Origin of the sequence: uncultured Desulfovibrio sp., assembly GCF_944324505.1 — a bacterium.
GTDB lineage: Bacteria > Desulfobacterota > Desulfovibrionia > Desulfovibrionales > Desulfovibrionaceae > Desulfovibrio.
The window spans coordinates 375,231-401,525 of sequence record NZ_CALUWO010000001.1; the positions used below are offsets into that span (position 1 = coordinate 375,231).

Here is a 26,295-nt window from a genome sequence, read left to right on the forward strand (position 1 = left end):
AGATCGCATGTTCGCAGCCCTGTTACCGAAATCGGCCCCCTTCTTTGAAATGCTTCAGGAGCAGAATCAGCTGTTGCGCCACATGGCCGGCCTGCTGGTGGAAATGCTGGACAGAACCACCGGCATGGATGATGCCCACAAGCGCATATCCCTGCTGGAAGAACAGGGGGATGCCCTGCATGTGCGCATCATCCGCGCCCTGTCCCAGACCTTTATCACGCCCATTGACCGCGAGGACATCCTGCGCATCAACCAGATGCAGGAAGAGGCCATGGACGGCATCCACACCCTGACCACCCGGCTGCACATCTTTGAATTTGACGAAGTGCGCTTTCCCATGCTGCAAATGAGCCGGGCCATCCGCTCCATGCTGGAACTGACGTCGCTTATGCTGGACGGTCTCTCGCACCGGCAGGACTGTCACAAGACCCATGCCTTCCGCCTGCTGCGCGATGAATGCGACATGGTGCTGGCCGTGGGCCTGGCGGAACTCATGGACCAGCCGGAAAACATCTCTGCCCGGGACATCATGGACATCCTCAAATGGAGCCAGGCCTACGACCGCATCAGCATGCTGCTGGAAAACGTGAACAGCCTGGCAGAAACCCTTGAAGAAGCGGTCCTCAAAAATGTTTGAGATACCTCTGCTCCTTATTCTCATTGTTGTGGTGGCCCTGGTTTTCGACTTTACCAACGGGGCGCACGACTGTGCCAATGCCATTGCCACCGTGGTCTCCACCAAGGTGGTCACCCCCCGCTTTGCCGTGGGCTGCGCGGCGCTGCTCAACCTTGTGGGCGCCCTGCTGGGCACCGAGGTGGCCAAGACCCTGGGCAGCGGCATTGTGCTGCCCGCCGTGGTGGAGGGAAGTCATGTGCTGGTGCTGGCGGCCCTAGTGGGGGCCATTACCTGGAACTGCATCACCTGGTATTTCGGCATTCCCTCATCCTCGTCCCATGCGCTCATCGGCGGCCTCATCGGCGCGGCGCTGGCCAATTCCGGTCTGGAGGGCCTCAATCTGGGCGGCATTGTAAGCAAGGTGCTGATTCCCCTTGTGGTTTCCCCCCTGTCCGGCTATCTGGTGGGTTTTCTGATCATGTGGATCATCTACTGGACCTTTGCCCGCGTTTCCCGCAAGACCGTCAACAGAACCTTCCGCAAGCTGCAACTGCTGTCGGCGGGCTTCATGGCCACCAGCCACGGCCTCAACGATGCCCAGAAGACCATGGGCATCGTGACCCTTGCCCTCATGATCTTCGGCTATCTTGACAGCAGCAGCGTGGAGGTGCCCCTCTGGGTCAAGCTCAGCTGCGCCGGCGCCATGGCTCTGGGCACGGCCATCGGCGGCTGGAAGATCGTCAAGACCATGGGGCACCGCATCTTCAAGCTGGAGCCGGTGCACGGCTTTGCCGCCGAGTCCTCGGCCTCCCTCGTCATTGCCGGTGCGTCCATGCTGGGCGCCCCGGTCAGCACCACCCACACCATTTCGGCCTGCATCTTCGGGGTCGGTTCCACCAAGCGCCTGAGCGCGGTGCGCTGGACCGTGGCCGGACAGCTGGTGACCGCCTGGGTGCTCACCCTGCCGGCTGCTGCCGTGGTGGGCTTTCTCTCCTACCTGCTGCTGCATCTGATCTGGAGCTGAGCGGCAGCCGTCACGCATGACAAGCGAACGGGCATTTCCCCTCTGGGGAAATGCCCGTTCTCGTTGCCCGTGTTGAGGTATGCGTTACAGGCCGGTTTCCTGGCGCAGGCGCAGGCAGAGATCGGCCTTGTTGAGCGTGTACAGATGAATGCCGGGCGCCCCCTCGTCCAGCAGGCGGCGAATCTGGCGCACGGCAAAGCGCAGCCCTGCTTCGCGCACGGCCTCGGCCCCGCCCTGCCGGTCTGCCTCTTCCAGCTGGAGGTAGAGCTTGCCGGGAATATTGGCGCCGCAAAGGCTGAGCACCCGCCGCAGGGATTCAAAGCTCTGGATGGGCAGAATGCCGGGAATGACCGGCGTGGTAAAACCCTGCGCCCGCAGGCCGCGCACCAGGTCCACGTATTCGCGCACATCAAAGAAAAGCTGGGTGACCACAAAATCGGCCCCGGCCGCAATCTTGGCCGCCAGATGGTGCCTGTCGTCGGCAAAGGTCGGCGATTCGGGATGCGGACAGGGATAGCCGGCCACCGCCACTCCCATGTCGGGCGCCTGCTGGCGGATGAAACGCACCAGGTCCAGCGCGTGCCGGAAGTGCCCGGCGTTCCAGTCCCAGTTCGGATCGCCGGCCGGAGGATCGCCACGCAGGGCCAGCACGTCCGTCACGCCGCCGGCACGCAGGTCATCCAAAAAGGCCGTGATGCGCTCCGGCGAGGCCCCCACACAGGTAAGATGCGCCATGACCTGATAGCCGCGCCGGACCAGCTCTGTGGTCACATTCAGCGTATTCTGCTGCTTTTTTCCGCCCGCGCCATAGGTTACCGACGCAAACAGCGGGTTGACCGCACGAAGGCGGTCCACCGTGGCGTAAAACGCCGGCAGATGCGCCGGATCGGACGGGGGAAAGAATTCAAAGGACAGAAAGGGTTTCTGCCGCTGCCGCAGGGCATTACCTATGGTCATGACGGGATCCTCCTGGCGAAATGTGCTGAACACAGCTTATATCAATATAACTTGATATGTCAATATATCCTGGTTCACGCTGACGTGCTGCATCCTTCGCCCACTGCACCCTTGCCTTCGCCCGGCAGGCATTTTATTTTGGGACATGCCCCTTTTCTCCGCCCGACACGCCACGCCCGCCCTTTTTCTGCGCCTCGTGCTTGCTGCCGTGCTGCCGGTCTGCTGCCTTGCGGCACTGCTGCTGGCATACCCTGCGGCCCCTTGTCAGGCCGGGGCGACCTGCTCCCTGCACGTGCGGGACTGTGCCGAGGCCGTCCGTTCGGAAAACCGGCCCGAAGACAGTCTGGACGAAAGCGCGCTCTTTGGCTATGACGCCGCTCCCCAGTCCTCGCGACTGCCGCTCACGCAGCACCGGCGCAGCACCACGGCTTCGCCAAAGCCTGACGCCGGGCAGCCGCCGGCGGCATCCGCAGCGACACCGCCCCCATCGGCACAGCCGGCCCCGCCGGCAGCACCGGCAACGGACGACACGCCAGGCCAGACGCCCGCAGCGCAGACCGCCCCCTGGCGCAGTATGGAAGATGGCGTGGAATATGCCTCGCTGCCCCTTCCGCTTCCCCGAGAGGAGGAAGGCCCGCAGATCGCCATGCTGCGCCTGCATCCCGACAAGGTGGACTTTCTGCTCTGCGCCATCGGGCGGGAGGGGCACCAGGCGCTGACCCTCAGCGAATGGGGCGAACGCAAGAATCTGGTGGCAGCCATCAATGCCAGCATGTACCTGCCCGACGGCACCACCAGTACCGGCTACATGCGTGATGGCGATTATACCAATAACGGCCGCCTGGTAAAACGCTTTGGCGCCTTCTTTCTGGCCGGTCCCGACAGGGAGGATCTGCCCCGCGCCACCGTCATTGACAAGACCCGCCCGGACTGGAAGGAAATGCTGTCGCACTACCGGCTGGTCATCCAGAACTACCGCCTGGTGGATGCCAACCGTCAGGTGCTCTGGAACCGGGGCGGGCCATGGTACTCCATTTCGGCCATCGGACAGGACGGCCAGGGCAATATCCTTTTTCTGCACTGCCGCGAACCCATAGAGGCCGCCACCTTTGCCCGGGGCCTTCTGGAAATGCCGCTGGATGTCCGCACGGTCATGTATGTGGAAGGCGGCGGACAGGCCGGACTGCTGCTGCGCTCCCGCCTGCTGCGCCGGGAGCTGGCCGGCCGCAAGGCCACGGATTTTCTGGCCACCGGCAATCTGCGCTCCCCCCTGCCCAATGTGCTGGGCGCACGGCGGCGCTGCCCTCGGGAACAGACGCCGGATGCCGCCGGGCAGACGCCGGCCCCTGACGACATTTCTAATAAAAAAAATTACTGATAAGCGCGCAAAACCCCTTTACAGCGCGCCGGGAATAGGACACACTGTGCCCGTTGCGAAGAGATTTCTCACAGGCAAACACGCCTGCAACACCATAACGATCAAGCGAGGATGCCATGCCCAAGCAGCTCGAAATTTATAAGTGCACGCATTGCGGCAATATTGTTGAAGTCTTCCATGCCGGCGCAGCGCCGCTGCAGTGCTGTGGCGAAGCCATGAAGCTCATGGCCGAAGGTTCCACCGACGGTGCCCTGGAAAAGCATGTGCCCGTCATTGAAAAGATTGATGGCGGCTACAAGGTCAGCGTGGGCAGCGTGCCCCATCCCATGCAGGAAGAGCACTATGTGGAATGGATCGAACTCATTGCCGACAACCAGGTGCTGACCTGTTTCCTCAAGCCCGGGGACAAGCCGGAAGCCGTGTTCAAGACCGATGCCGCCAAGGTGACGGCCCGCGAATACTGCAACCTGCACGGCCACTGGAAAGCGGAAAACTAACGACATTTCAACCTTCAAGGAGAATATCCCATGCAGAAGTACGTTTGCGGCGTGTGCGGCTATGAGTATGATCCTGCCGAAAATGATAATGTTCCCTTTGATCAGCTGCCCGACGACTGGACGTGTCCCGTGTGCGGTGTGAGCAAGGACCAGTTCACCCCCGCTGAATAAGCAGGAGAAAAACCCGGATTCTCCGCCTGCCCCGCTGCTGCGGGGCAGGCGTTTCCTATTTCCATTTCCACCCTAGCCTGCCGGAGACACCATGCAGCCCGTCGAACTGAAAAAAGATATCTACTGGGTCGGCTATGTCGACTATGACCACCGTGATTTTCACGGCTATTCCCGCTCCCCCGAAGGCACCACCTACAATGCCTATCTCATCAAGGACGAAAAGAACGTCCTCATGGACACGGTTTCTCCCGGTCTGGCCGGCAGCATGCTCTGCCGCATTGCCAAGATTATGCCGCCGGAAAAAATCGACTACATCGTCTGCAACCACATGGAGCTGGACCACGCCGGCTGCCTGGCCGAACTGGTGGAACGCTGCAAGCCGGAAAAGATTTTCTGCTCCACGCTCGGCCTCAAGTCCATGCAGGGCTACTATGACATTTCGAACTGGCCCGTGGTGGCGGTGAAAAGCGGCGATACGCTGGAAATCGGCAAGCGCACCATCGTGTTTCAGGAAACCCGCATGCTGCACTGGCCCGACAGCATGGTCTCCTACATCCCGCAGGACAAGCTGCTCATCAGCAATGATGCCTTCGGCCAGAACATTGCCAGCACCGCCCGCTTTGTGGACGAGCATGACGATGCCGACTTCCTGCGCGCGGTGAAGGAATACTACTACAACATCGTCCTGCCCTATTCTCCGCAGGTGCTGGCCACCCTGCCCGTGGTGGAAAAGCTGGACATCGACATGATCGCCCCGGACCACGGCCTCATCCACCGCGGCGAAGCTGCCGTGCGCCGCATTGTGGACCTCTACCGCACTCTGGCTGAGCAGAAGCCCCAGAAGCGCGCCCTCATCTTCTATGACACCATGTGGAAATCCACGGAAAAGATGGCCTATGCTGCCTGCAGCGGCCTGGAAGATGCCGGCGTGCCCACCCGCATCATGTCCGTGAAGAGCAATCATCACAGCCAGGTCATGACCGAACTGGCCGACTGCGGCGCCGTGCTGGCCGGCTCCCCCACCCACAACAACACCATCATGCCCCTGGTGGCCGCACAGCTCACCTATATGAAGGGCCTGCGTCCCAAGAATCGTGTAGGCGGCGCCTTCGGTTCCTATGGCTGGTCCGGCGAATCCGCCAAGATCATCCACGAGCAGCTGGCTTCCATGGGCATGGACATGCCCGTGCCCTTTGTGAAGTGCAACTGGGCGCCCGGTCATGATGCCCTCAAGGCCTGCTATGACCTGGGCAAGGCCGTGGCCGAAGCCCTGATCAAAAAGTGCGAGGAAGCCTAGTCGTCTTCCCGATCATCATCCACAGCGGGGGAATGTCGCACGGCATTCCCCCGCTGTGTTTTCAGGCCTGGCCGTCCTGCCCTTCATCCCCGGCATCGGAGCGGCTGAAACGCAGGGCCGGTGCCCCCAGCTCCAGCTGCGCCGCGCGTTCCCGCACGGCATCGGCCTCGGGGCGCACATAGGAGCGTCCTTCCAGGACATAGGCCTTGGCCGGCACCTCGCAGCCTGCCAGCAGGCAGGAGGACTGACCACGGGGCAGCACATATCGCTGCATCAGGGCACGGCGCACCCCCAGCGTATGCGTGTGGCGCAGCACCAGCGCCACGGCCGCTGCCTCATCCTCCGGGGCGCAGAGCACACGCAGGGCGCCGGAGGGACGGTTCTTCTTGCCCACGCCGGGTAGCCAGAGCACATCCAGCACTTCCGGTGCGGCAGCCAGCACTTCCAGCGCCATGCCCAGCTCTTCCCCGCTGAGATGGTCCAGATGGCATTCCAGCTGGCAGACAGACTCCCTGCCGCCCTGCTCCTGTGCCCCGCTGCCGCGCCGGGATTCCAGAATTTCCCAGATGCGCAGCCCTGCCGGTGCCGGACGCGAGCCATAGCCCGTGCCCAGGCGCCCCAGCCGGCCGCAGGGCGCCTCAAAGGCATCCACCAGCGTATGCACCAGCGCCGCCCCCGTGGGCGTGACCAGCTCCGTGGTGGCCGTGGTGGGCTGCACGGGCTTGCCCTGCATGAGCCAGGCCGTGGCCGGCGCCGGCAGGGGCAGCGTGCCGTGGGCGCACTGGATGCTGCCGCCGAACCACGGCAGGGGCGAGGCCGTCACCCTGGCGCAGTCCAGCTGCTCCAGCCCCCAGCAAACGCCCAGAATGTCCACCAGGGTGTCCACGGCGCCCACCTCATGAAAATGCACGTCCTCCACCGCAATCTGGTGCGCGTGCGCCTCGGCCAGAGCGAGGGCTTCCAGCACGGCCAGCGCCCGCCCGCGCACCCGCTCCTTCACCTGCACCCGCCGGAAGATGGCGGCAATGTCCGCAGGGTGGCGCAGGGGCTGGGCCTCGGCCTTCCAGTCCACCTCCACCCGCATGCCGGGGCCTCCGGCCCGGTTTTCCTGCCAGCTCGTCAGGGAGCACGCCACGCCGGCAGCGTCCAGCAGCGCGGGCAGCGGCGAAAAATCCACCCCCAGATGGCTGAGAGCCGCCAGGGTCATATCCCCGCTGATCCCCTGAGAACAATCAATATAAAGTTCTTTCATCTCAATACCTTATCAACGAATTTCGGCAGCTGCCCTCCCTGCGGCGCAAGACTTGTACAGGACTTTTGCTTGGTGTATGCTACAGACAATTGCCTGGGGCATCCGGCTCCCGCTTCACCATTATAACTCGCCCATACGCCGAGGAGGATGCATGTCCGTCAAGCACTGGATGACCAATGACGTCATCACCGTCAAGGCCGACACGTCGCTGCTCAAGTGTCGCAGCCTCATGAAGGAAAAAAACATTCGCCGTGTTCCGGTGGTAGATGACGACAATCATGTCATCGGCATCATCTCCGACCGTGACGTGAAGGGCGCCTCGCCCTCCAAGGCCACAGCGCTGGAAGTGCATGAAATGCAGTATCTTCTGGCTGAAATCAAGGCCAAGGACATCATGACACCCTCCCCTGTCACGGTCAAACCCGACACCACGGTGGAAAATGCGGCCGTGCTCATGGTTGACCGCAAGATCGGCGGCCTGCCCGTTGTCAATGATGACGGCCGTCTGGTGGGCATCATCACCGACCAGGACATCTTCAAGGTGCTCATCGACATCACGGGCGCACGTCTGGGCGGCCTCTACGTGGCCCTGGAAGTGGACGACAAGCCCGGCGCCATGCGCCCGGTTTTCGACACCCTGCGCGAACAGGGGGCACGCATCAGCTCCGTCCTCAGTCGCAACCCCGAAACCGGCGGCAAGCGCCAGGTCTTCATCCGCACCATGCCCATGGAAAACGGCACCGCCCAGGAGGCTGCCACCATTGATGCCCTGCGCAGTGTGGCCAAGGTTCTTGACTTCTCGCACTGCGATCCCGTGAAGTAGACGCGGGCTTCAAAAACCGGTGGCAACACTTGCCAAGAATACGAATTTATGGCAATAGCTTTCTTCAGGACACGAGTACCTGTCCTGACCAACTACGGGAAATCGGCCGATCTTCGGCTGGCGGGCTTTGGGGCATGTCGCCCCCGAGCGAGTGTCAATAGATGTTCAAGGAGGACACGATGGCTGAAATTACGTATAAGGGTAAAACTTTCGAAGTCGACGAAGACGGCTTCCTGCTGCACTTCGACGAATGGTGCCCTGAGTGGATGGAATATGTGAAGGAATCCGAAGGTATCACCGAGCTGAACGCCGACCACCAGAAGATCCTTGACTTCCTCCAGGACTACTACCGCAAGAACGGCATCGCTCCCATGGTGCGCATCCTGTCCAAGAACACCGGCTACAAGCTGAAGGAAGTGTACGAACTCTTCCCCTCCGGCCCCGGCAAGGGCGCCTGCAAGATGGCTGGTCTGCCCAAGCCCACCGGCTGCGTGTAGTCCACACTGCGTCTTCAATAAAAGGCGGGGCTTCGGTCCCGCCTTTTTTATTGCCCGCGCCTTTCCTCTGCCAGCGACAGGATGCGCCGCCTGCAATGCGGACTTTACCTGACGAAAAAAAAACGGTATCGCCCAGACATGAAATTTTCTCGCCTCGTCAAGAACGTCCTGCTCTCGTTTCTCCTGCTCATCTTTCTGGGCGGCGTCGCTGCCGTTGGCGGCGTGGTGCTGCTGTTCTACTGGGCTTCCCGCGACCTGCCAGACCTGGACAGGCTCATTCATTACGATGCGCCCCAGGCCACCGTGGTGCTGGCCAGAGACGGCTCCATCCTGGGAACGCTGGCCCACGAGCGGCGCTACAATATCAAACTCAGCGACATGTCCCGCTATCTGCCCATGGCCTTTCTGGCCGTGGAGGATGACAATTTCTACCGGCACCCCGGTGTGGATGTGGTGGCCATTGCCCGTGCCGCCATCCACAATTTCCAGCAGGGGCATACCGGACAGGGCGGCAGCACCATTACCCAGCAGATCATCAAGCAGCTGCTGCTGACGTCCGAGCGCAGCTATACCCGCAAGATGAAGGAAGCCCTGCTGGCCTACAAGCTGGAACAGAGCCTGAGCAAGGATGACATCCTGCTCACCTATCTCAACTATATTTATCTGGGCCAGCATGCCTATGGCGTGGAGGCCGCGGCACGTACCTATTTTGGCAAGCATGCCTCGGATCTGACCCTGGCCGAATGTGCCGTCATTGCCGGCCTGCCCCAGGCCCCCAGTGCCTACAATCCGTTCCGGCACCCGGAAGCGGCCCAGGCCCGCCAGCGCCATGTGCTGGAACGCATGCGCGTGCTGCAATGGATCAGCGAGGAAGAATACCAGCAGGCCGTGGCTGAGCCGCTGGTCTACTGGAGCATGCCCGACGGGCGCGACGGCGCCGCCGAATGGTACCTGGAAGAGGCGCGCCGCCTGCTCATCGAATTCTTTACGGAACGCAATCTCGAGGCCCTGGGGGTCAAGACGCCCCGCTATGGCGAAGACTATGTGTATGAAGCCGGCCTGACCGTGCAAACGGCCATGGACCCTGTGCAGCAGGATGCCGCCGGCGCGGCCCTGCGGCGCGGCCTGGAAGAGCTGGACAAGCGCCAGGGCTGGCGTGGTCCCATCTCCCACCTCTCCACCGCCGATCAGAAGGCCTTTCTGGACAAGAGCGACTTTGTGCCGGAAAACCTGCTGGGCAGCCGCTGGGTCAAGGCGCTGGTGACCGGCACCAATGCCCAGGGCGTGCAGGTTGCCCTGGGCAGGGGCTACGTGGGCGTCATTCCTCCGGCCAACATGGCCTGGGCACGCAACAAGGTGGTGACGCGCGCCGCCTCCGGCGCCGGCCGTTCCTCGCGTCAGGCGCTCAGCGCCGGCGACCTCATCTGGGTCTCTGCCGCCGAAAGCACGACAACCGTAACCGACGCCAAAACCAAGAAGAAAAGCCGCCAGACCGTCGCCTATGACTCTTCCCTGGTGCGTCCCGGCACGCCCATCCCCCTGTATCTGCAACAAATCCCCGAAGTCCAGGGTGCCCTGGCCTCCATCGAGCCGCAAAGCGGCGATGTGGTGGCCCTCATCGGCGGCTACCAGTTTGGCAACAGCCACTTCAACCGCGCCACGCAGGCCCGCCGTCAGCCCGGTTCCAGCTTCAAGCCCATTGTCTATTCGGCCGCGCTGGACCTGGGCTTCACCCCCACTTCCGAGCTGCTGGACGGCCCCTTTGTCTACGTGAATCCGCAGACCAATGAAGTGTGGCGTCCCTCCAACTACGAGGGCAGCTACAAGGGCATCATGCCCCTGCACCGCGCCCTGGCCCTTTCCCGCAATACCACCACGGTGCGCGTGGCCAGCACCATCGGCATAGAAAATGTCATCCAGCGTGCCAAGGCCCTGGGCCTTGAACCCAATTTCCCGGCCGAGCTGGCCATCTGCCTGGGCGCCGTGGACGTGACGCCCCTCAACCTCACCCAGGCCTATGCCGCCTTTGCCAACGGCGGCATGGGTGTGCGCCCCCGCATCATCACCTCCATCAAGGACGCCGAGGGCCGCGAACTCTACCGGCAGGACCCCGAGCACTGGCAGGCCATCAGTCCTCAGAATGCCTACCAGATGGCCATGCTGCTCAAGGAAGTGGTCAATACCGGAACCGGCGGCCGCGCCCGCGTTCCCGGGCATGACAATATCGGCGGCAAGACCGGCACCACCAATGAGGAACGCGACGCCTGGTTTGTGGGCTTTTCGCCCTACCTGGCCACTGGGGTCTACGTGGGCTTTGACCAGGTGCGCTCCCTTGGCCGCCGCGAACAGGGCGGACGCACCGCTGCCCCCATTTTCCGCTACTACCGCACGGCGGTGGAAGACCTGTACAAGGACAGCCCGCAGGACTATGTCATGCCGCCCGGCATCACCGTGGTCGACGGGCTGGCCTTTCAGGGCGAAGCCGTTCCCGGACTTTCCGCCGTGGACGGCAGCGCCGTGGACAGCAGCGCCGACGGCGGCAGCGTCGATACCTCCTCAGGGGGGGAAGCCCTCATGCGGCAGCTGTTCTAGCGCCTCCGGCCTCCCGCCGCACGGCGGACGGGAAAACCCGCCGCCCCGTAGCTGAGGCCGGCAGGGCATCCGGTGCCCGCTCGTTTCCGTATTCATTCACCCGCCGCCGGATACGGCAAGGTCCGGCGGCCTGCAACGCCCCGCAAAGGACGCATCATGATTCCCTACGGCTCCCTGGTTGTCTATGTCACCCCCAAGGGCAAGCGCTACATCAAACGACTGGAAGAAGGCAACGACTGGCACAGCAATGACGGCGTGCTCACAGCCGCGCAGGTGCATGCCGTGGACTTCGGCAGCGAAGTGCTCACCAGCCTGGATGTGCCCATCCGCGTACTGGAAGCGACCCTGATGGATCGCCTTCAGGGCCTCAAGCGCCAGACACAGGTCATCTACGCCAAGGACATTGCCTATATTGCCCTTCGCCTCGGCGCCGGCCCCGGCCGCACCATCATCGAGGCCGGCTGCGGTTCCGGCGGCATGACCTGTGGTCTTTCCTGGTTCTGCGGCCCCACGGGCCGTGTGGAAAGCCATGAAGCCCGCGAGGAATTTGCCAAGCTCGCCCGCCGCAATCTGGACTGGGCCGGCCTGGGCGACAATGTGACCATCCACCACCGCGACGTTGCCGACGGCTTCTGCGTCAGCAATGCCGACGCCCTCTTTCTGGATGTGCGCACGCCCTGGGAATACCTGGACCAGGCCCTTGCCGCCGTGCGCCCCGGCGGCATGTTCGGCTTTCTGCTGCCCACGGTGGAGCAGGTGAGCAAGCTGCTGCTGGGCATCGAGCAGCGCTCCTTTGCCGAAGTGGAAGTCTGCGAAATTCTCATCCGCCGCTGGAAGCCCATTGCCGACCGCCTGCGCCCTGAAGACCGCATGACAGCGCACACGGGCTTTCTGGTCTTCTGCCGGCATCAGGAACGCAGCGAAGCCTTTGAATCCTTTGTGCCGCTGGGCACCCGCCAGCGCAAGCAGGAAGCGGCCCGGCAGGCCCGTCTGGCCGAAGCCGGCGCAGACCCCTATGCCGCTGGCAAGTAGCCGGCCGGCAGCACCAAAGGGATAACGCTCCCGCCGTGGCAATAACGGAGACGCAATGAATCCGTGGCTCACCCTCATCTGTGCCGGCCTCATGGAAATGGGCTGGCCCGTGGGCTTCAAGCTGGCCCAGCAGCCTTCCTGGCGCTGGCCGGGCATCCTCTTTTCCGTGGTCAGCATGGCGCTCAGCGGCTATCTGCTCTTTCTGGCCCAGCGGCATATTCCCCTGGGAACGGCCTATGTGGTCTGGACAGGCATGGGCGCTGTGGGCACGGTTCTCATCGGGGCGGTCTTCTTTGGGGACCCCCTCCATTTGGGCCGCATTCTGGGCGTAAGCCTGGTGCTTGCGGGGGTCATCATCCTCAAACTTTCCGCCTGACAATGACAAAAAAAGGAGGCTCCCCAGGGAGCCTCCTTTTTGCTTGGCGTCTTCGGCCAGCATCCGCAAAATGTTCAGGGGCGGGGCAACGCGGCCAGCGGCCGGCCCAGCACCAGCGGCAGAAGGTCAGGCGCAAGGGCCTGCCGCTCCACACACAGTTCCCGGAATGCCCTGTCATATCGTTCCATTTCCGCCCGACGGGCACGGGCCGTATCCGAGGTCTCGGCGCAGCAGCGAAAATACTCGACCGCCGAACAGGCCTCTTCATGCGCCCGGGCCAGCTGCGCCCACAGGGCGGCCCGTGGTTCACGTTCCGCCAGCAGGGCAAAAAGCTGTTCCCGATGCAGGAAATTCCCCCGCTCCATGAGCTGCTCCAGCGGTGCCGTATCCCGGCAGAACAGGGTACGGCATTGCAGGGGGCGATGGGCATGTACGGCGCACACGCTCACGCCGTCTGCGCTGTCCAGATAGCGGCAGCGCCAGGGATGCAGGCTGTCGCCGGCGCCAGCCAGCTTGAGCATTTCCACGGACAGGGGGGCCACATTGTCCTTGCCGGGCACAGAGGCCGTCGTCTGGCTGCCGCCGCCGTCATGGCGCGCCCATTCGCCTGCCCGCAGGCAGACCACGGCGTCCAGCGGCAGCCAGCCTTCCCGCAGCAGCGGTGCGTCCTCCTGCATGAGGGTGGGGCCGCCCCGGCGGCAGCATTCACCGCAGCGATGGCACTCAGGCATGCGCATCCTCCTGGCCTGCCCTGCCCGTGTCATGGAAGCGGCCGCCAAAATGCCGCCCCAGCCAGCGGGAGAGCTTTTCCATGTAATAGTAGTACACCGGCGTAATGTAGAGCGTCACCAGCTGCGAGAAGCACAGACCACCCACCACCACCAGGCCCAGCGGGCGGCGGGCCTCGGCCCCGGCGCCCATGCCGATGGCAATGGGCAGCGCGCCCATGAGCGCGGCCATGGTGGTCATCATGATGGGACGGAAACGCACGTGACAGCCCTGCGTGATGGCCTGCAATGGCGTGCAGTCAGGGTCATGACGCTGGATTTCCAGGGCAAAGTCCAGCATCATGATGGCATTTTTCTTCACAATGCCCAGCAGCATGATAACCCCCACAAAACCGTAGAGATCCAGCGGCTGATTGAAAAGCCAGAGCGTGGCCAGAGCGCCGAAACCGGCGGACGGCAGGCCGGACAGAATGGTCAGGGGGTGGATGAAGCTCTCGTACAGGATGCCCAGCACCAGATAGATGACCACAATGGCCAGCAGCAACAGCCAGCCCATGCCTGTCAGGGAATCCTGAAAGGCCTGCGCCGTGCCCTGCGATTCGGCCGTCACGGAATCGGGCAGCAGGGGCAGGGCCGTGCGTTCCACGGCGGCCAGGCCCTCGCTCAGGGCCACGCCCGGACGCAGATTGTAGGAAATGGTCACGGCCGGGAACTGCCCGGAATGGTTCACCGAGACCGGCCCCACGCCGGCTTCCACCCGCGCCAGGGTGGAAAGGGGAATGAGGTCGCCCGACGAGGCGCGGACATAGAGGCGCGACAGGGCATCCGGCGACTGCTGGAAGGATTTGAGCAGCTCCACAAAGACCGTATAGTCATTGCTGGGCGCATAGATGGTGGAAATTTCCCGCGAGCCGTAGGCCGATTGCAGCGCCAGCTCGATCTGGCTGGCGCTGACCCCCAGCGCCGCGGCGCGGTCACGATCGATATTCACCCGCAATTCGGGATTGCGCAGTTGCAGGTCGCTGTTCACGTCCTGAATTTCCGGAACCAGCCGCAGGGCATCCTCCACCTTCTGGGCGCAGTCAAACAGCTCCGCCATATTGGGACCGAAAAGCGTATACTGATACAACGCCTTGGACGCGCGCCCCCCGATATTGATGGACGGCGGCACACGCAGAAAGACCCGCAACGCCGGCGAGGCATTGAGCTTTTTCCGCAGGCGCTCGGCCACCTGGTTGATCCCTTCGCGCTGATCATAGGGCTTGAGGCGAATCATGAGCGTACCGTTGCTCATGCTCTGGCTGCTGCCCACAATACCCACCACGGAACTGAACATGGCCACGTCCGGGTCGTCCCGCAGCAGGGCGTCCAGGGCATGCTGGGCCTGTACCATGCCCTGAAAGGAAATGCCCTGTTCCGCTTCGGTATTGCCGCCAATGAAGCTCATGTCCTCCGAGGGCAGAAAGCCCTTGGAAATGATCACGGCCAGCCAGCCCGTGAGCAGCAGCAGCACGCCGGATGCCAGCAGGGTCAGCCGGCGGTGCCGCAGCACCACGTCCAGCGAGCGGGCATAGGCCTGGGCCAGCAGGTCAAAGGCCCGCTCCATCTTGCCGTAAAGGCCCTCATAGCCTGCCCGGTGCTGACGCTGTGCCCGCAGAAAGTAGGCGCAGAGCATGGGCGTGAGCGACAGGGAAACCACCCCGGAAAACAGGATGGCCGTGATGATGACCACCGCAAATTCGTAGAACAGGCGCCCCACAATGCCGCCCATGAACAGCACGGGAATGAAGACCGCTGCCAGGGAAACGGTCATGGAAAGAATGGTGAAGCCGATCTCGCGCGAACCGTCATAGGCGGCCGTCACCGGGTCCTTGCCCATTTCCTGATGGCGCACGATATTTTCCAGCATGACGATGGCATCGTCCACCACAAAGCCCACGGCCAGCGTCAGGGCCATGAGCGAAAGGTTGTCCAGGCTGAAGCCCATGACGGACATAACCGCAAAGGTGGAAATGACGGACATGGGCAGGGCCAGGCTGGGGATGATGGTGGCCGGCAGATTGCGCAGAAAGATGAAGATGACCAGAACCACCAGAAAGACCGTGAGCACCAGGGTAAACTTGACCTCGGCCACGGACTCGCGGATGGATTCGGAACGGTCATAGAAAATTTCCACACCCACGGAGGGCGGCAGCTGGCGCTGCAATTCGGGCAGCAGGGCGCGAATGGCGTCCACCACCTCTACCGTATTGGCGCCGGGCTGGCGCTCCACGGCCAGGGAGATGCTGGGCACGCCGTCATTGCTCCAGGCAAGCTGCTTGTCCTGCTCCACACTGTCCACTACCGTGCCGATGTCACGCAGGCGCACCGGCGCACCGTCCCGATAGGCTACCACCACATCACGGAAGGCCCGGGCATTTTCCAGCTGGCCGGAAGCTTTGATGGATTGCGAGCGCTGTGCCCCGTCCAGCGAACCCGTGGGCAGCTTGCTGTTGGCGGCCATGATGGCATCGCTCACCTCGTCAATGCCCAGGCCGCGCGAGGCCAGGGCATCCGGGTCCAGCTGCACGCGCACGGCGTATTTCTTCTGTCCGTAGACCACCACCTGGGCCACGCCCTTGACCATGGAAAGGCGCTGACCGATGAGCGTGTCCGCATATTCGTTGAGTTCGTACAGCGGCAGGGTGGGAGAACTGACCCGCAGGTAGAGAATGGGCCAGTCCGCGGGATTGACCTTACGAAAACTGGGCGAATTGGTCATATTGGTGGGCAGGCGGCGTTCCGCCAGGCCGATGGCCGCCTGCACATCCAGCGCCGCCGCATCAATGTCCCTGTCCAGGGCAAACTGGATGGTGATGCGCGTGCGCCCCGTGGCATTGACCGACGAGATGGAGTCAATGCCCGCAATGGTGAAAAATTCCTTTTCCAACGGCGTCGCCACAGAGGCGGCCATGGTCTCCGGGTCTGCCCCGGAAAGATCGGCCGTCACCTGAATGGTGGGAAAGTCCACGTTGGGCAGCTGGTTGACGGGCAGATTCACATAGCCCGTGATGCCGAAAAAGAGCAGCCCCAGCATGATGAGCACCGTGGCCACGGGACGCCGGATGAAAAGGGCGGTGATGTTCATGAACTCAGCCCAGCAGATTGCGGAACAGCAGGAAGAAGCCCAGCCCCACGCAGAGTACGCCGATGATGATGCGCAGCGTGCGCACCGGCAGATACATGACAATGCGCATGCCGATCCAGAAGCCCAGCACAAGGGCCACGGTCAGCCAGAACAGGGCGCCCCACAGCATGTGCCCGGCCATGGCATTGCCCACCGTGGCCGTCAGAATGATGCCCACCTGCATGAGCATGGCCGCGCCCATGGAAATCAACGGCGAATAGCCCACGGCCACCATCCACGGAATGGACAGCACGGCACCGCCGGCGCCGGTCATGCCGGCCATGAAGCCCGTGAAGGCCCCGATGCAGAACAGGCCGCGGCGCCGGTGCCAGAAGGCATAACGCGTGCCGCCCTCCTCCTTCTGGGGACGCACGGCCGCCACGCCGGCAAAGATGATGATGCAGGCCAGCAGACAGACCAGCCATTTGCCGGGCACATAGGCATTGAGGCTGCCCCCCGGGATGCCCCCCACAAAACCGCCCACGGCCAGGGGCAGGCTGGCCTTCCAGTCAAACCAGCCCCGCTTCCGAAAGGTGGCAATGGCAAAGAGACTGGGCACCATGAAGGAAGAAAGCGTAATGGCCATGGCAGAATGGGTTTCCATTCCTTCCCAGTACATGAAGGCCGGCGGCAGAACGATGCCGCCCACCCCGGTGGTGCCGCAGAGCACACCTACCACGATACAAAAAATGAAGACACCCAGAGACATGCTTTCCTCGATAAGGTTGTCGTGACAGGGATCAGCACCAGCCGTCCGCATCCAGCAGACCGCTGGACGCCAGGGCGGCATACAGCAGAATGCCGGCCGCCGTGGACATGTTGATGCTGCGGACGCCGCCGGGACGCATGGGAATGCGCACCCGCTCCCCCTGCCGCAGCAGCTCGGGGGGCAGGCCGCGGGTTTCCGGCCCCAGCACAAGGCAGTCATCGGGGAGAAAGGAAAAACGATGCAGGGGCGCGCCGCCCCTGGCTGACGACATGATGCAGCGCGGCGCCCGCCCGCCACGTGCCCTGCTGGCAGCGGCCAGCCAGGTTTCCCAGTCCGGCCACACCGCCAGGTCCACATTGGGCCAGTAGTCCAGCCCGGCCCGCCTGAGCTTGCTGTGATCCAGACGAAAGCCCAGCGGCTCCACAAGATGCAGGCGCGTGCCCGTTGCCGCACAGAGCCGTGCCACATTGCCCGTATTGGGCGGAATTTCCGGCTCGTAGAGCACTATCTCCATGCGGCCTCTCCTCCGGAAGCCAGACGGCCGGCAATGCCCGGCACCACCTGGCAGCTCACGCGCATGTCACGCGAGCCAAAGCCGCCGTCATCCAGGGTGGCAAAGGCATGGGATTCCAGCACCTCCACGCGCACAGCCTCACCCTGCCCCACACTGGGGGCCAGACGCTCCCGCAGCAGTGCCAGGGCGCGTTCCTCCACCTGCGGCAGACGCCAGGAACGGGGCATGCTCTCCTCATGATCCAGCGCCGGCGCATACAGGCGGCCGCGGCCGCTGTCGGCATAGACATCCAGCGTGGCCGTGGGCAGGGTAAGCGCCGCGCCCACGGCATTGGCCACATCGCTGTGTGCGGGACAGTCCACAGGCATATCCATGAACAGGGAAAGCCGCTCGCGCATGCGCTGTGCCGGACCGCCCACCAGCCAGGCACGGCGGGGACGCAGGGTGCGCATGCCCTTGAGGGCGGCCAGGGTATAGACCGGGCGCTCGTTGCAGCTGCGCAGCAGATCGGCCGCCGCCTGCCCGATGTGACGCAGGGCATCGTCCAGCGCCTGCCGGGCCAGGGTCGACGCCTGGCGGCCGCAGGCCGCCGCCAGAGCGGACATGGCTGCACAGGAGGCTGCCGCATCCCCGGAGGTCATGCCGCCGGGGGCGTCAAGCACGTTGAGCGCATCCAGAAAGGTGGCGTCCGTTCCGCCAAAGGCCGCGGCAGGCCCCTGACGCAGAGGCCCCACGCGCACACCGTCCTCGGTGGGCGTCAGCAGGGAATCCCCGCCCACGCCGATGGACAGCGAGGCCAGCGCCCGCACCAGGGTACGCCGTCCGTCCAGCAGCATGCCTTCGCGGTCCACCACCGGGGAGCCGTCCACAAAGAGGGCCAGGTCCGTGGTGGTGCCGCCCATGTCCAGCAGCAGGGAGCAGTCGTCCTGCTCCACCGGCGCAAGGGCCATGACGCCCATGACACTGGCCGCCGGACCGGAAAGAATGGATTGCACGGGTTCACGCCGGGAAAGTTCCGCCGGTACGGCCCCGCCGTCAGCCTTGAGCAGACGCACCGGCGCCGTTATGCCCGCATGACGCAATTCGACTTCCACAGCGTCCAGAAAGGCGGCATGCAGACGCTCCACCGCCGCATTGTAGTAGGCTGTGGCAATGCGCCGGGGAAAATTGAGCTGGCCGGAAAGGGCGTGCCCCCGGGTGACAGGCAGCCCCGATGCCGCATGCGCCGCCTCGCGCATGCGGTCCTCATGGGCAGGATTGCGCGGCGAAAACTTGCCCACGCAGGCAATGGCCCTGACGCCCTCCGCCTGCCAGCGGGATGCCGCCGCCGTGAGGCCGTCCAGTTCCAGGGGACTGACCTCGACGCCGCGATGGTCCAGACCACCGGGCACCACGCAGACATGCCCGCCCAGGGCAAAACGGGCCGGTGCCAGCCCCGGCCCGGCGGAAAGGGCCAGGCCCACCGCATCGGCCTTGTGCTGCACCAGCGCATTGACGGCCAGGGTGGCGCCCAGCGTCACACGGGCCACCCGTTGCAGCAGAACATCCCGCTGCCCCAGGGCCTCCCGCAGGGCTGCCAGCACCGCCGCCACGGAAGACGGCAGATTGTCGTGACAGGTCACGGTTTTGGCCGCGGCCACCAGCCCTTCGGGACCGCACAGCACCGCATCGGTATGGGTGCCGCCGGCGTCTATGCCCAGCACGTATTCGGTCATGCCCTTCCTCCCGCGGTCGTGAAAGAGGGCGCACGACCGGCTTCTTCTCTTGTAGCCTTCCGCGTCACGACTGGCAAGGCGTTCGCCGGGCCGCCCTCTTGCCTTATGGGGCGCTTTTCAGTAGTTTTTAGCTGCGCGGAGAAGAGTCGCGCCAAATTGCAGCATCTCGAAGGACACTATCATGGAGAAGACAAAATTCATCTGGTTTGATGGCAAGTTGGTTCCCTGGGATCAGGCGCAGGTTCATGTGCTGACCCATGCCCTGCATTACGGCAGCGCCGTCTTTGAAGGCATTCGCGCCTATGCCTGTGCTGACGGAAGCTCGTCGGTATTCCGCCTGCCCGAACACAGCACCCGCCTGGTCAACTCCGCCAAAATCCTTCGTCTGGAACTCCCCTACACGGCCGAACAGATTGCCGATGCGGTGGTGGAAACCCTCACGGCCAACAAGCTGCGCGAAGGCTACATCCGTCCGCTGGCCTTTGTGGGCGCCGGCGAAATGGGCGTGTATCCCGGCGGCAACCCGGTGCATACCATCATTGCCGCCTGGCCCTGGGGCGCCTACCTCGGCCCCGAAGCCCTGGAAATGGGCATCCGCGCCAAGACCAGCTCCTTTGCCCGCACGCACGTCAATACCCTCATGAGCAAGGCCAAGGCTGCCGGCAACTATGTGAACTCCATCCTGGCCAAGGTGGAAGCCAAGGAAGAAGGCTATGACGAAGCCGTCATGCTGGATACCAACGGCTTTGTGTCCGAAGCCAGCGGCGAAAATATCTTCATCGTGCGCGACGGCATCATCAAGACCACGCCGTGGACCTCCATCCTCGGCGGCATCACCCGTGATGCCGTCATGAAGGTGGCCCGCGATCTGGGCTATACGGTGGAAGAACAGCTCTTCACCCGTGACGAGCTGTACATCGCCGACGAAGCCTTCTTCACCGGTACGGCCGCTGAAATGACGCCCATCCGCGAAGTGGACCACCGCATCATCGGCGCGGGCCGGGCCGGCAAGGTGACCAAGCACCTGCAAAAGGAATTCTTTGCCGTGGCCAAGGGCGAAAATCCCAAGTACGCTTCCTGGAGCACCCGCTACACTGTCTAGCTTTCCGGTCCATCGAAGAATACAGAGGGGCGCGTCCGCAGGGGCGCGCCCCGGCCATCTGCCATGAAGCATCTTTCCCTCGCAGCGCGCTACCGTCCCCAGACCTTTGCCGAGGTGGCCGGACAGGATACCGTCAAGGCCGTCCTGTCCCGTGCTGCCGCCGAAGACAAGGTGGCTGCCGCCTATCTGCTCAGCGGGACGCGCGGCGTGGGCAAGACCACCATTGCCCGCATCTTTGCCAAGGCCCTCAACTGCGAGCATGCCCCCGGTCCCGAACCCTGCAATCAGTGCGCCCAGTGCCGGCGCATCACCCAGGGCAGCCATGTGGACGTGACGGAAATCGACGGCGCTTCCAACAACAGTGTGGAAGATGCCCGTGCCCTGCGCGAAACCATCGGCTATGCGCCCATGGAGGGCCGCTACAAGATTTTCATCATCGACGAAGCGCACATGCTGTCGCGCAATGCCTTCAATGCCCTGCTCAAGACACTGGAGGAGCCGCCGGAGCATGTGGTCTTCATCTTTGCCACCACCGAGGTCCACAAGTTTCCCATTACCATTGTCAGCCGCTGCCAGCACTTTGTCTTTCGTCATCTGAGCGCAGAGGCCCTGGCCGCGCACCTGCGCCACGTGCTGGAAAAGGAGGGCATCTCCTTTGAAGAGGGCGCCGTGCGCCTCATTGCCCGGCGCGCCGCCGGCAGCGTGCGCGACAGCATGTCGCTGCTGGATCAGGCCCTGGCCCTGGGCGGCGAGGAACTGACGGTACCCGTGGTGCGCGACGTGCTGGGACTGGCCGGGCAGGAACTCTTTGTCCAGCTGTTCGAGGCCCTGCTGGCCAGAGACTGCGCCGCCGTGGCCGGCCTGGCCCGCCACATTGCCCGGCAGGGCGTGGACATCGGCTTTTTTGTGCGGGAACTTTCCGGACACCTGCGGGACCTTTTTCTGCTGCGTCAGGGCGGCCGGGCCATGCTGCCCCATCTGGACCTGACGGACGACGAGGCCGCCGCATGGCAGGCCCTGGCGCCCCGCTTTCTGCCTGCCCATCTGCATGCGGCCTGGCAGATGACCCTGGACGCCCAGCGGGGAATCGTGCAGAATCCCGAACCGGCCGCCGCCCTGGAACTCATGCTGCTCAACCTGGCCCTGCTGCCGCAGCTGCTGCCACTGGAACAGCTGCCCACCGGCATGACCGGCCCCGCAGTCACGGCGGCCGACACGCCTGCCGCAGCCGAGACGGCGCCATCGCTCCCCCGGCCCCCGCGCGAGGCAGCCCCCGTGCCCCCGCGTCATGCCGCGGACAGCACGCAGGCCACCCGGCCGGCCCCCGTGCGCCGACCCGTCACGCCGCCGCGCGCAGCTGCCAGAACGCCGGACAGCCCCCCGTCGCATACCGCCGGGGCAACGCCCCCTGCATGCGGCGAGGCCGATGGCGACAGCGAGCCTGCGCCCCCCGCCCGCCGCAACAACGCGCAGGCCGCATCTGCCGACGGTCCGCTTCCGGCGACGGAGGGCGTGGCGCCCCGCGACCATCAGCCGGATGCGCAGGCCGCCTCTGTCCCTGCGGCGGCACCGCCTGCTGCCGCGGACGTACCGCCTGCCGCCACAGGCGCCGATCCGGAAGGCGCCCCCCGGGACTGGCAGGCCTTCTGCGCCTTCTGTGCCAGCCGCCAGGAAGCCGGACACAGCGCGCCCTCCCTGCCGGTGCTGCGGCAGATGCGCGCCGAATGGACCCCCGGCAGGCTGCGCCTTTTTCCGCAGGCTGCGGCCTTCCTCCGCCAGGCGGAAAAGGAACGCCCCCTGCTCATGGAGGCTCTGGCCGCCTACGGGGCCGGCAGCCCGGAGGTGGAACTTGTGGCCCCCCGGCCGCATCGCAACGGGGCCGAACTCATCGAGGAATTTCGCAAGCGCCCGGAGATGCAGGCCTGCCTCTCGGTGCTCAATGCCACCATAACCCATTGTACAGAAGCATAAGGAGACTTTCATGCGCAATATGAACGACATCCTGCGCCAGGCGCAGGTCATGCAGAACAAGCTCGCCAAGCTCCAGCAGGAAGCGGCGGAACGCACCTATGAAGCCAGCAGCGGCGGCGGCATGGTCAAGGCCCTGGTCAGCGGCCGGCAGGAGCTGCGCGGCATCACCATTGACCCCAAGGCGCTGGAAGGCGGCGACGTGGAAATGCTCCAGGACCTCATCCTGGCTGCGGTGAATGAAGCCGGCCGCATTGCCCGCGAGACCCTGGAACGTGAAATGAACGCCATTTCCGGCGGCATCCGTCTGCCCGGCGTCTTCTGATGCACAGCCATATTCCCGAGCCGCTGCGGGCACTGGTGGAGCAGCTCTCCCGCCTGCCGGGTCTCGGTCCCAAATCGGCCATGCGCGTGGCCATGACCCTGCTCAAATGGCCGGAGGCGGAAACGCGGCGTCTGGGCCAGGGGATTCATGACCTGCGTGACCAGCTGCACCTCTGTTCGCGCTGCGGCGGCCTTTCGTCGTCAGACCCCTGCGCCATCTGCAACGATCCGTCCCGCAGCCGCGATACCCTCTGCCTGGTGACAGAATGGGACAGCATGCTTACCCTGGATGAAGGCGGTTTCTATCACGGACAGTATCTGATTCTTGGCGGCCTGCTGGCCCCCCTGGAACGCATGGATTCCGAAAGTCTTGATCTTGACCGCCTGGTGCGACGACTGGAGGAAGGCGAGGTGAGGGAGCTTATCCTGGCGCTGGGGGCCACGCTGGAAGCCGAAAACACGGCCTCCTTTCTCAAGACCCTGGTGCGCAAGCGCTTCCCTCATATCAGGATATCCCGTCTTGCCCAGGGCATCCCCCTGGGGGCCGAGGTCAAGTATATGGACAGGGAAACCCTGCGCCAGTCGCTGCAATACCGGCAGGACATCTAACCTGCCGGAAACCGGCAGCCATTCCGTTCCGCAGGAAAGGGCACCGTTTTACGGGACCCTTTCCTTTTTCTGTGTCCGCTTCGGAAGGGCGCATTTTCCTGCAAAGGAGCTTTTTTCATGGATATTTTCAGTCATCCTGCCCTGCAGGCCCTGCTGGCAGGTCTGCTTTCCTGGACATCCATCAGCCTGGGCGCCAGCGCCATTTTTCTGCGCCGCGAATTCTCGCGCCGCGCCATGGACTGCATGCTGGGCGCCGCAGGCGGCATGATGCTGGGTGCGGCCTTTCTGGGCCTGCTCCAGCCTGCGGCCGACATGGCTGCCCCCCTGGGGCGCCTGAGCTTTCTGCCCCTGATCTGCGGCCTCATGATCGGCTCGGCCTTTCTCATGGGTCTTGACCATCTTCTGCCCCATCTGCATGTACACCAGAACCAGCAGGAGGGTCTGTCCACCAGCTGGCGGCGCAGCATCCTTCTGGTGACGGCCATGACCCTGCACCACATTCCCGAAGGGCTGACCATGGGGGTGGGCTATGGCGCCGTATCGGCCGGCAGCGCTCTGCCCGCAGAAATGGCCTTGAGCATGTCCTCGGCCCTCATGGTCACCGGCACCATTCTGCTCCAGAACCTGCCCGAAGGGCTGGTGGTTTCCACAGCCCTGCGCGCCGAAGGCTTTTCGGCCAAAAAATCCTGGATGTTCGGCGCCCTTTCCGGCTGTACCACGCCCATCGGCGCCGTGCTGGGCGCCGCATCCTCACAGCTGACCCAGGGGCTGCTGCCCATTGCCCTGGCCGCTGCCGCCGGGGCCATGGTCTACGTGGTGGTGGAAGAGGTCATTCCCGAAGCCAATGCCTCCGGCAATGGCAATGCCGCCACCATTGCCTGTATCGGGGGCCTCTGCCTGGTCATGGCCGTTTCCGGCCTGCAAGCCTAGCGGGCGGCCCTTTCCGCCGGACGAATGCGGGCAGGACCAGGGCCTGGCAACGGGCGCCGGTCCTGCCGCTGCCAGAAAGCTCCCTGCCCGCCCGCTTGACAGCACTCCGGGCAATGGGCTATTTTGCCAAACAGCAAAATATGAGTACACATTCCCTACCCAACCGCCAGTTCCTGGCCGAGCAGGCCAAGATTTTCAAGGCCCTGGGGCATCCCAGCCGGCTGCTCATGGTGGATGCCCTGCGGCAGGGGGAAAAATGCGTCTGCGATCTCCAGGCGCTGGTGGGTGACGATATGTCCACCGTGTCCAAGCATCTGTCCGTGCTGCGCGAAGCCGGAGTGGTCACCTCGGAACGGCGGGGCACCAATATCTACTACCGGCTGGCACTGTGTTGTCTGGACACCTTCCTGACCTGTACCGGCAAGCTTATTGAACAGCGTATTGCTGCCCAGCTTCCCCTGCTGCGCCACACCTCATGAAATTTTTTTTTGACTTCTATTTGGCAATTTTGCCAACAAACAAAAAAGGAGCACACATGACAACCCCCTCCCCTCTGCCGTCCGGGCAGCAAACCTGTTCTCCCCGCCGGGCAACGGCCTGTTGCTGTGCGGCCAGCCCTGCGGCAGGCCCCGCGCCCTCCGGCGAGCATATACATCCGCTGCGCTACTGGGGCACGGGAATCGTGGCCCTTGCGCTCTGGCTGGCAGCCTATGCGGGCGTACTCCCCCTTTCCCGCTGGCTGGCGCATGATGTCCTCGGCCTGGCAGAAGATTCGCCGCAGGGAGCGGCCGTCCAGTTCTTTCTGTATGATACGCCCAAGATTCTGCTGCTGCTTGTGCTCATGGTCTATGTGATCGGCTGGCTGCGGGCCGGCCTGCATGTGGAGCGGGTGCGTGACTATCTCGCGGGCCGGGGGCGCGGCCTGGGCTATGTGCTCGGCGCCGGCTTTGGCGCCATCACTCCGTTCTGTTCCTGCTCCAGCATTCCCCTTTTTCTGGGCTTCACCATGGCGCGCATTCCCCTGGGCATCACCCTGGCCTTTCTCATCACCTCGCCGCTGGTCAATGAAATTGCCGTGGTCCTGCTCTGGGGCCTGCTGGGCTGGAAGTTTACCGTCATCTATGTGGCGGTGGGCATGCTGGCGGGCATGGTGGGCGGCCTGGTCATGGATCTGCTGCATGCCGAACGCTGGCTGCAACCCTTTCTGCGGGACGCCCTGCAACAGGACGCCATGCCGGCCGGACAGCCCGCTTCCCTCCAGGGCGCTCCGGGCCTGCGCCAGCGCCATGCCTTTGCCTGGGGAGAAATGACGGGCATCTTCCGCCGGGTCTGGCTGTGGGTGGTGGCTGGTGTGGGACTGGGTGCGGCCCTGCACGGCTACGTGCCGCAGCAGTGGTTTACCGAACATCTGGGCACGGGGCAGTGGTGGTCCGTGCCGGCGGCCGTGGCGGTGGGCATTCCGCTCTACACCAATGTGACCGGCATCATTCCCGTCATGGAAAGTCTGCTGCTCAAGGGCCTTCCCCTGGGCACCACCCTGGCCTTCTGCATGAGCACCGTGGCCGCCAGCCTGCCGGAAGTGCTCATGCTCAAGCAGGTCATGCGCTGGCAGCTGCTGCTGTGTTTTCTGGGCATATTGCTGCTCATGTTCACGCTGGTGGGCTGGCTGTTCAACGGCATCCAGCTCCAGCATATACTGTAAGCCTCAGGAGGATACCATGGATATCAAGGTGGTAGGACCCGGTTGTGCCAAATGCCGGGAAACAGAAAGTATCGTGCGGGAAGCGGTGGAAGAAATGCGTCAGGATGCTGTCGTGGAAAAGGTGACGGATCTGCGCGCCATGATGGCCCTGGGGGTGCTGGCCACCCCGGCCGTGGTCATTGACGGCACCATACGCTGCACGGGCCGTGTGCCCTCGCCGGCCGAAGTCAGGGAGTGGCTGCGCGCCTGACGCCCGTGGCCGGGGCATTTCCCGCAGATGGCAGGCCCTGTCCGGGCAATATGACCATGACCGCAG

Annotated in this window: 26 protein-coding genes; 19 read left to right on the forward strand and 7 right to left on the reverse strand. The window is 63.9% G+C overall.

All coding sequences use genetic code 11. The annotated features are described in order from the left end of the window. Positions 1 to 7 precede the first annotated feature (7 nt). Together Q0J57_RS01815 and Q0J57_RS01820 are read left to right on the forward strand one after the other, a co-directional pair. Positions 8 to 637 carry a DUF47 family protein gene (locus tag Q0J57_RS01815; RefSeq protein WP_297216329.1) on the forward strand — a complete coding sequence of 210 codons (630 nt, stop codon included), beginning with the start codon at positions 8 to 10 and terminating at the stop codon, positions 635 to 637. Next, positions 630 to 1,640, forward strand: coding sequence for an inorganic phosphate transporter (locus tag Q0J57_RS01820; protein ID WP_297216333.1), 1,011 nt, complete (start codon positions 630 to 632; stop codon positions 1,638 to 1,640). Before Q0J57_RS01815 ends, Q0J57_RS01820 begins: the two co-directional genes overlap by 8 nt. An 84-nt stretch (positions 1,641 to 1,724) precedes the next feature. On the opposite strand, the gene Q0J57_RS01825 is transcribed toward Q0J57_RS01820, so the two are convergent. Next, positions 1,725 to 2,597 carry a methylenetetrahydrofolate reductase gene (locus tag Q0J57_RS01825; RefSeq protein ID WP_297216335.1) on the reverse strand — a complete coding sequence of 291 codons (873 nt, stop codon included), beginning with the start codon at positions 2,595 to 2,597 and terminating at the stop codon, positions 1,725 to 1,727. Between the two features lie 145 nt (positions 2,598 to 2,742). Here Q0J57_RS01825 and Q0J57_RS01830 point away from each other — a divergent pair, with 145 nt between their 5' ends. From Q0J57_RS01830 to Q0J57_RS01845, 4 genes are all read left to right on the forward strand, one after another. Further along, the gene (locus tag Q0J57_RS01830) at positions 2,743 to 3,975 is read left to right on the forward strand and encodes a phosphodiester glycosidase family protein (RefSeq protein WP_297216338.1); all 1,233 of its coding nucleotides are present in this window, start codon (positions 2,743 to 2,745) and stop codon (positions 3,973 to 3,975) included. 116 nt (positions 3,976 to 4,091) lie between these two features. Next, the gene (locus Q0J57_RS01835) at positions 4,092 to 4,472 is read left to right on the forward strand and encodes a desulfoferrodoxin (protein WP_297216341.1); all 381 of its coding nucleotides are present in this window, start codon (positions 4,092 to 4,094) and stop codon (positions 4,470 to 4,472) included. 30 nt (positions 4,473 to 4,502) lie between these two features. After that, positions 4,503 to 4,643 (forward strand): rubredoxin, encoded by a 141-nt coding sequence (locus Q0J57_RS01840; RefSeq protein ID WP_297216343.1) that lies wholly within the window; start codon positions 4,503 to 4,505, stop codon positions 4,641 to 4,643. Between the two features lie 91 nt (positions 4,644 to 4,734). Next, complete coding sequence (locus tag Q0J57_RS01845; protein ID WP_297216346.1) at positions 4,735 to 5,940, forward strand: FprA family A-type flavoprotein; 1,206 nt, start codon at positions 4,735 to 4,737, stop codon at positions 5,938 to 5,940. 61 nt (positions 5,941 to 6,001) lie between these two features. Here Q0J57_RS01845 and Q0J57_RS01850 read toward each other — a convergent pair whose 3' ends face one another. Beyond that, positions 6,002 to 7,192 (reverse strand): LarC family nickel insertion protein, encoded by a 1,191-nt coding sequence (locus Q0J57_RS01850; protein WP_297216349.1) that lies wholly within the window; start codon positions 7,190 to 7,192, stop codon positions 6,002 to 6,004. Positions 7,193 to 7,343: 151 nt separating this feature from the next. Here Q0J57_RS01850 and Q0J57_RS01855 point away from each other — a divergent pair, with 151 nt between their 5' ends. The 5 genes from Q0J57_RS01855 (at position 7,344) to Q0J57_RS01875 (ending at position 12,512) form a co-directional block, all read left to right on the forward strand. Next, the gene (locus Q0J57_RS01855; protein ID WP_297216352.1) at positions 7,344 to 8,015 is read left to right on the forward strand and encodes a CBS and ACT domain-containing protein; all 672 of its coding nucleotides are present in this window, start codon (positions 7,344 to 7,346) and stop codon (positions 8,013 to 8,015) included. Between the two features lie 179 nt (positions 8,016 to 8,194). After that, on the forward strand, positions 8,195 to 8,512 hold the full coding sequence (locus tag Q0J57_RS01860; RefSeq protein ID WP_297216355.1) for a TusE/DsrC/DsvC family sulfur relay protein: 318 nt from the start codon (positions 8,195 to 8,197) through the stop codon (positions 8,510 to 8,512). Between the two features lie 138 nt (positions 8,513 to 8,650). Next, positions 8,651 to 11,104 (forward strand): PBP1A family penicillin-binding protein, encoded by a 2,454-nt coding sequence (locus Q0J57_RS01865; protein WP_297216359.1) that lies wholly within the window; start codon positions 8,651 to 8,653, stop codon positions 11,102 to 11,104. 156 nt (positions 11,105 to 11,260) lie between these two features. Continuing rightward, a complete protein-coding gene (locus Q0J57_RS01870; protein WP_297216362.1) occupies positions 11,261 to 12,136 on the forward strand; it encodes a tRNA (adenine-N1)-methyltransferase in 876 nt (291 codons plus the stop codon). 55 nt (positions 12,137 to 12,191) lie between these two features. After that, on the forward strand, positions 12,192 to 12,512 hold the full coding sequence (locus Q0J57_RS01875) for a multidrug efflux SMR transporter (RefSeq protein WP_297216365.1): 321 nt from the start codon (positions 12,192 to 12,194) through the stop codon (positions 12,510 to 12,512). A gap of 74 nt (positions 12,513 to 12,586) precedes the next feature. Here the strand turns inward: Q0J57_RS01875 and Q0J57_RS01880 are convergent, their stop codons facing one another. From Q0J57_RS01880 to Q0J57_RS01900, 5 genes are read right to left on the reverse strand one after another with little or no spacing between them, the layout of a single operon-like run. Beyond that, complete coding sequence (locus tag Q0J57_RS01880) at positions 12,587 to 13,243, reverse strand: YkgJ family cysteine cluster protein (RefSeq protein ID WP_297216368.1); 657 nt, start codon at positions 13,241 to 13,243, stop codon at positions 12,587 to 12,589. Continuing rightward, positions 13,236 to 16,367, reverse strand: a complete 3,132-nt coding sequence (locus Q0J57_RS01885) for an efflux RND transporter permease subunit (RefSeq protein ID WP_297216371.1) — start codon at positions 16,365 to 16,367, stop codon at positions 13,236 to 13,238. Before Q0J57_RS01885 ends, Q0J57_RS01880 begins: the two co-directional genes overlap by 8 nt. 4 nt (positions 16,368 to 16,371) lie before the next feature. Then, positions 16,372 to 17,115, reverse strand: coding sequence for a sulfite exporter TauE/SafE family protein (locus Q0J57_RS01890; protein WP_297216374.1), 744 nt, complete (start codon positions 17,113 to 17,115; stop codon positions 16,372 to 16,374). A 31-nt stretch (positions 17,116 to 17,146) separates the two neighbouring features. Then, positions 17,147 to 17,629 carry a tRNA (cytidine(34)-2'-O)-methyltransferase gene (locus tag Q0J57_RS01895; protein ID WP_297216377.1) on the reverse strand — a complete coding sequence of 161 codons (483 nt, stop codon included), beginning with the start codon at positions 17,627 to 17,629 and terminating at the stop codon, positions 17,147 to 17,149. After that, on the reverse strand, positions 17,620 to 19,344 hold the full coding sequence (locus Q0J57_RS01900) for a hydantoinase/oxoprolinase family protein (RefSeq protein ID WP_297216380.1): 1,725 nt from the start codon (positions 19,342 to 19,344) through the stop codon (positions 17,620 to 17,622). Before Q0J57_RS01900 ends, Q0J57_RS01895 begins: the two co-directional genes overlap by 10 nt. 178 nt (positions 19,345 to 19,522) lie before the next feature. Here Q0J57_RS01900 and Q0J57_RS01905 point away from each other — a divergent pair, with 178 nt between their 5' ends. From Q0J57_RS01905 to Q0J57_RS01940, 8 genes are all read left to right on the forward strand, one after another. Further along, positions 19,523 to 20,446 carry a branched-chain amino acid transaminase gene (locus tag Q0J57_RS01905; RefSeq protein ID WP_297216792.1) on the forward strand — a complete coding sequence of 308 codons (924 nt, stop codon included), beginning with the start codon at positions 19,523 to 19,525 and terminating at the stop codon, positions 20,444 to 20,446. Between the two features lie 63 nt (positions 20,447 to 20,509). Then, positions 20,510 to 22,417 carry a DNA polymerase III subunit gamma/tau gene (gene dnaX / locus Q0J57_RS01910; protein WP_297216385.1) on the forward strand — a complete coding sequence of 636 codons (1,908 nt, stop codon included), beginning with the start codon at positions 20,510 to 20,512 and terminating at the stop codon, positions 22,415 to 22,417. Positions 22,418 to 22,427: 10 nt separating this feature from the next. Beyond that, a complete protein-coding gene (locus Q0J57_RS01915) occupies positions 22,428 to 22,739 on the forward strand; it encodes a YbaB/EbfC family nucleoid-associated protein (RefSeq protein WP_297216388.1) in 312 nt (103 codons plus the stop codon). Then, entirely contained in the window at positions 22,739 to 23,347 is a 609-nt protein-coding gene (gene recR / locus Q0J57_RS01920; RefSeq protein ID WP_297216392.1) for a recombination mediator RecR, read from the forward strand. Before Q0J57_RS01915 ends, recR begins: the two co-directional genes overlap by 1 nt. A gap of 117 nt (positions 23,348 to 23,464) precedes the next feature. After that, positions 23,465 to 24,277, forward strand: a complete 813-nt coding sequence (locus Q0J57_RS01925) for a ZIP family metal transporter (protein ID WP_297216395.1) — start codon at positions 23,465 to 23,467, stop codon at positions 24,275 to 24,277. Positions 24,278 to 24,417: 140 nt separating this feature from the next. After that, a complete protein-coding gene (locus Q0J57_RS01930; RefSeq protein WP_297216398.1) occupies positions 24,418 to 24,756 on the forward strand; it encodes a metalloregulator ArsR/SmtB family transcription factor in 339 nt (112 codons plus the stop codon). Positions 24,757 to 24,812: 56 nt separating this feature from the next. Then, positions 24,813 to 25,979: a permease gene (locus Q0J57_RS01935; RefSeq protein ID WP_297216401.1), complete on the forward strand. Its 1,167-nt coding sequence runs from the start codon at positions 24,813 to 24,815 to the stop codon at positions 25,977 to 25,979. 16 nt (positions 25,980 to 25,995) lie between these two features. Continuing rightward, a complete protein-coding gene (locus Q0J57_RS01940) occupies positions 25,996 to 26,229 on the forward strand; it encodes a thioredoxin family protein (protein WP_297216404.1) in 234 nt (77 codons plus the stop codon). Positions 26,230 to 26,295: the final 66 nt, after the last annotated feature.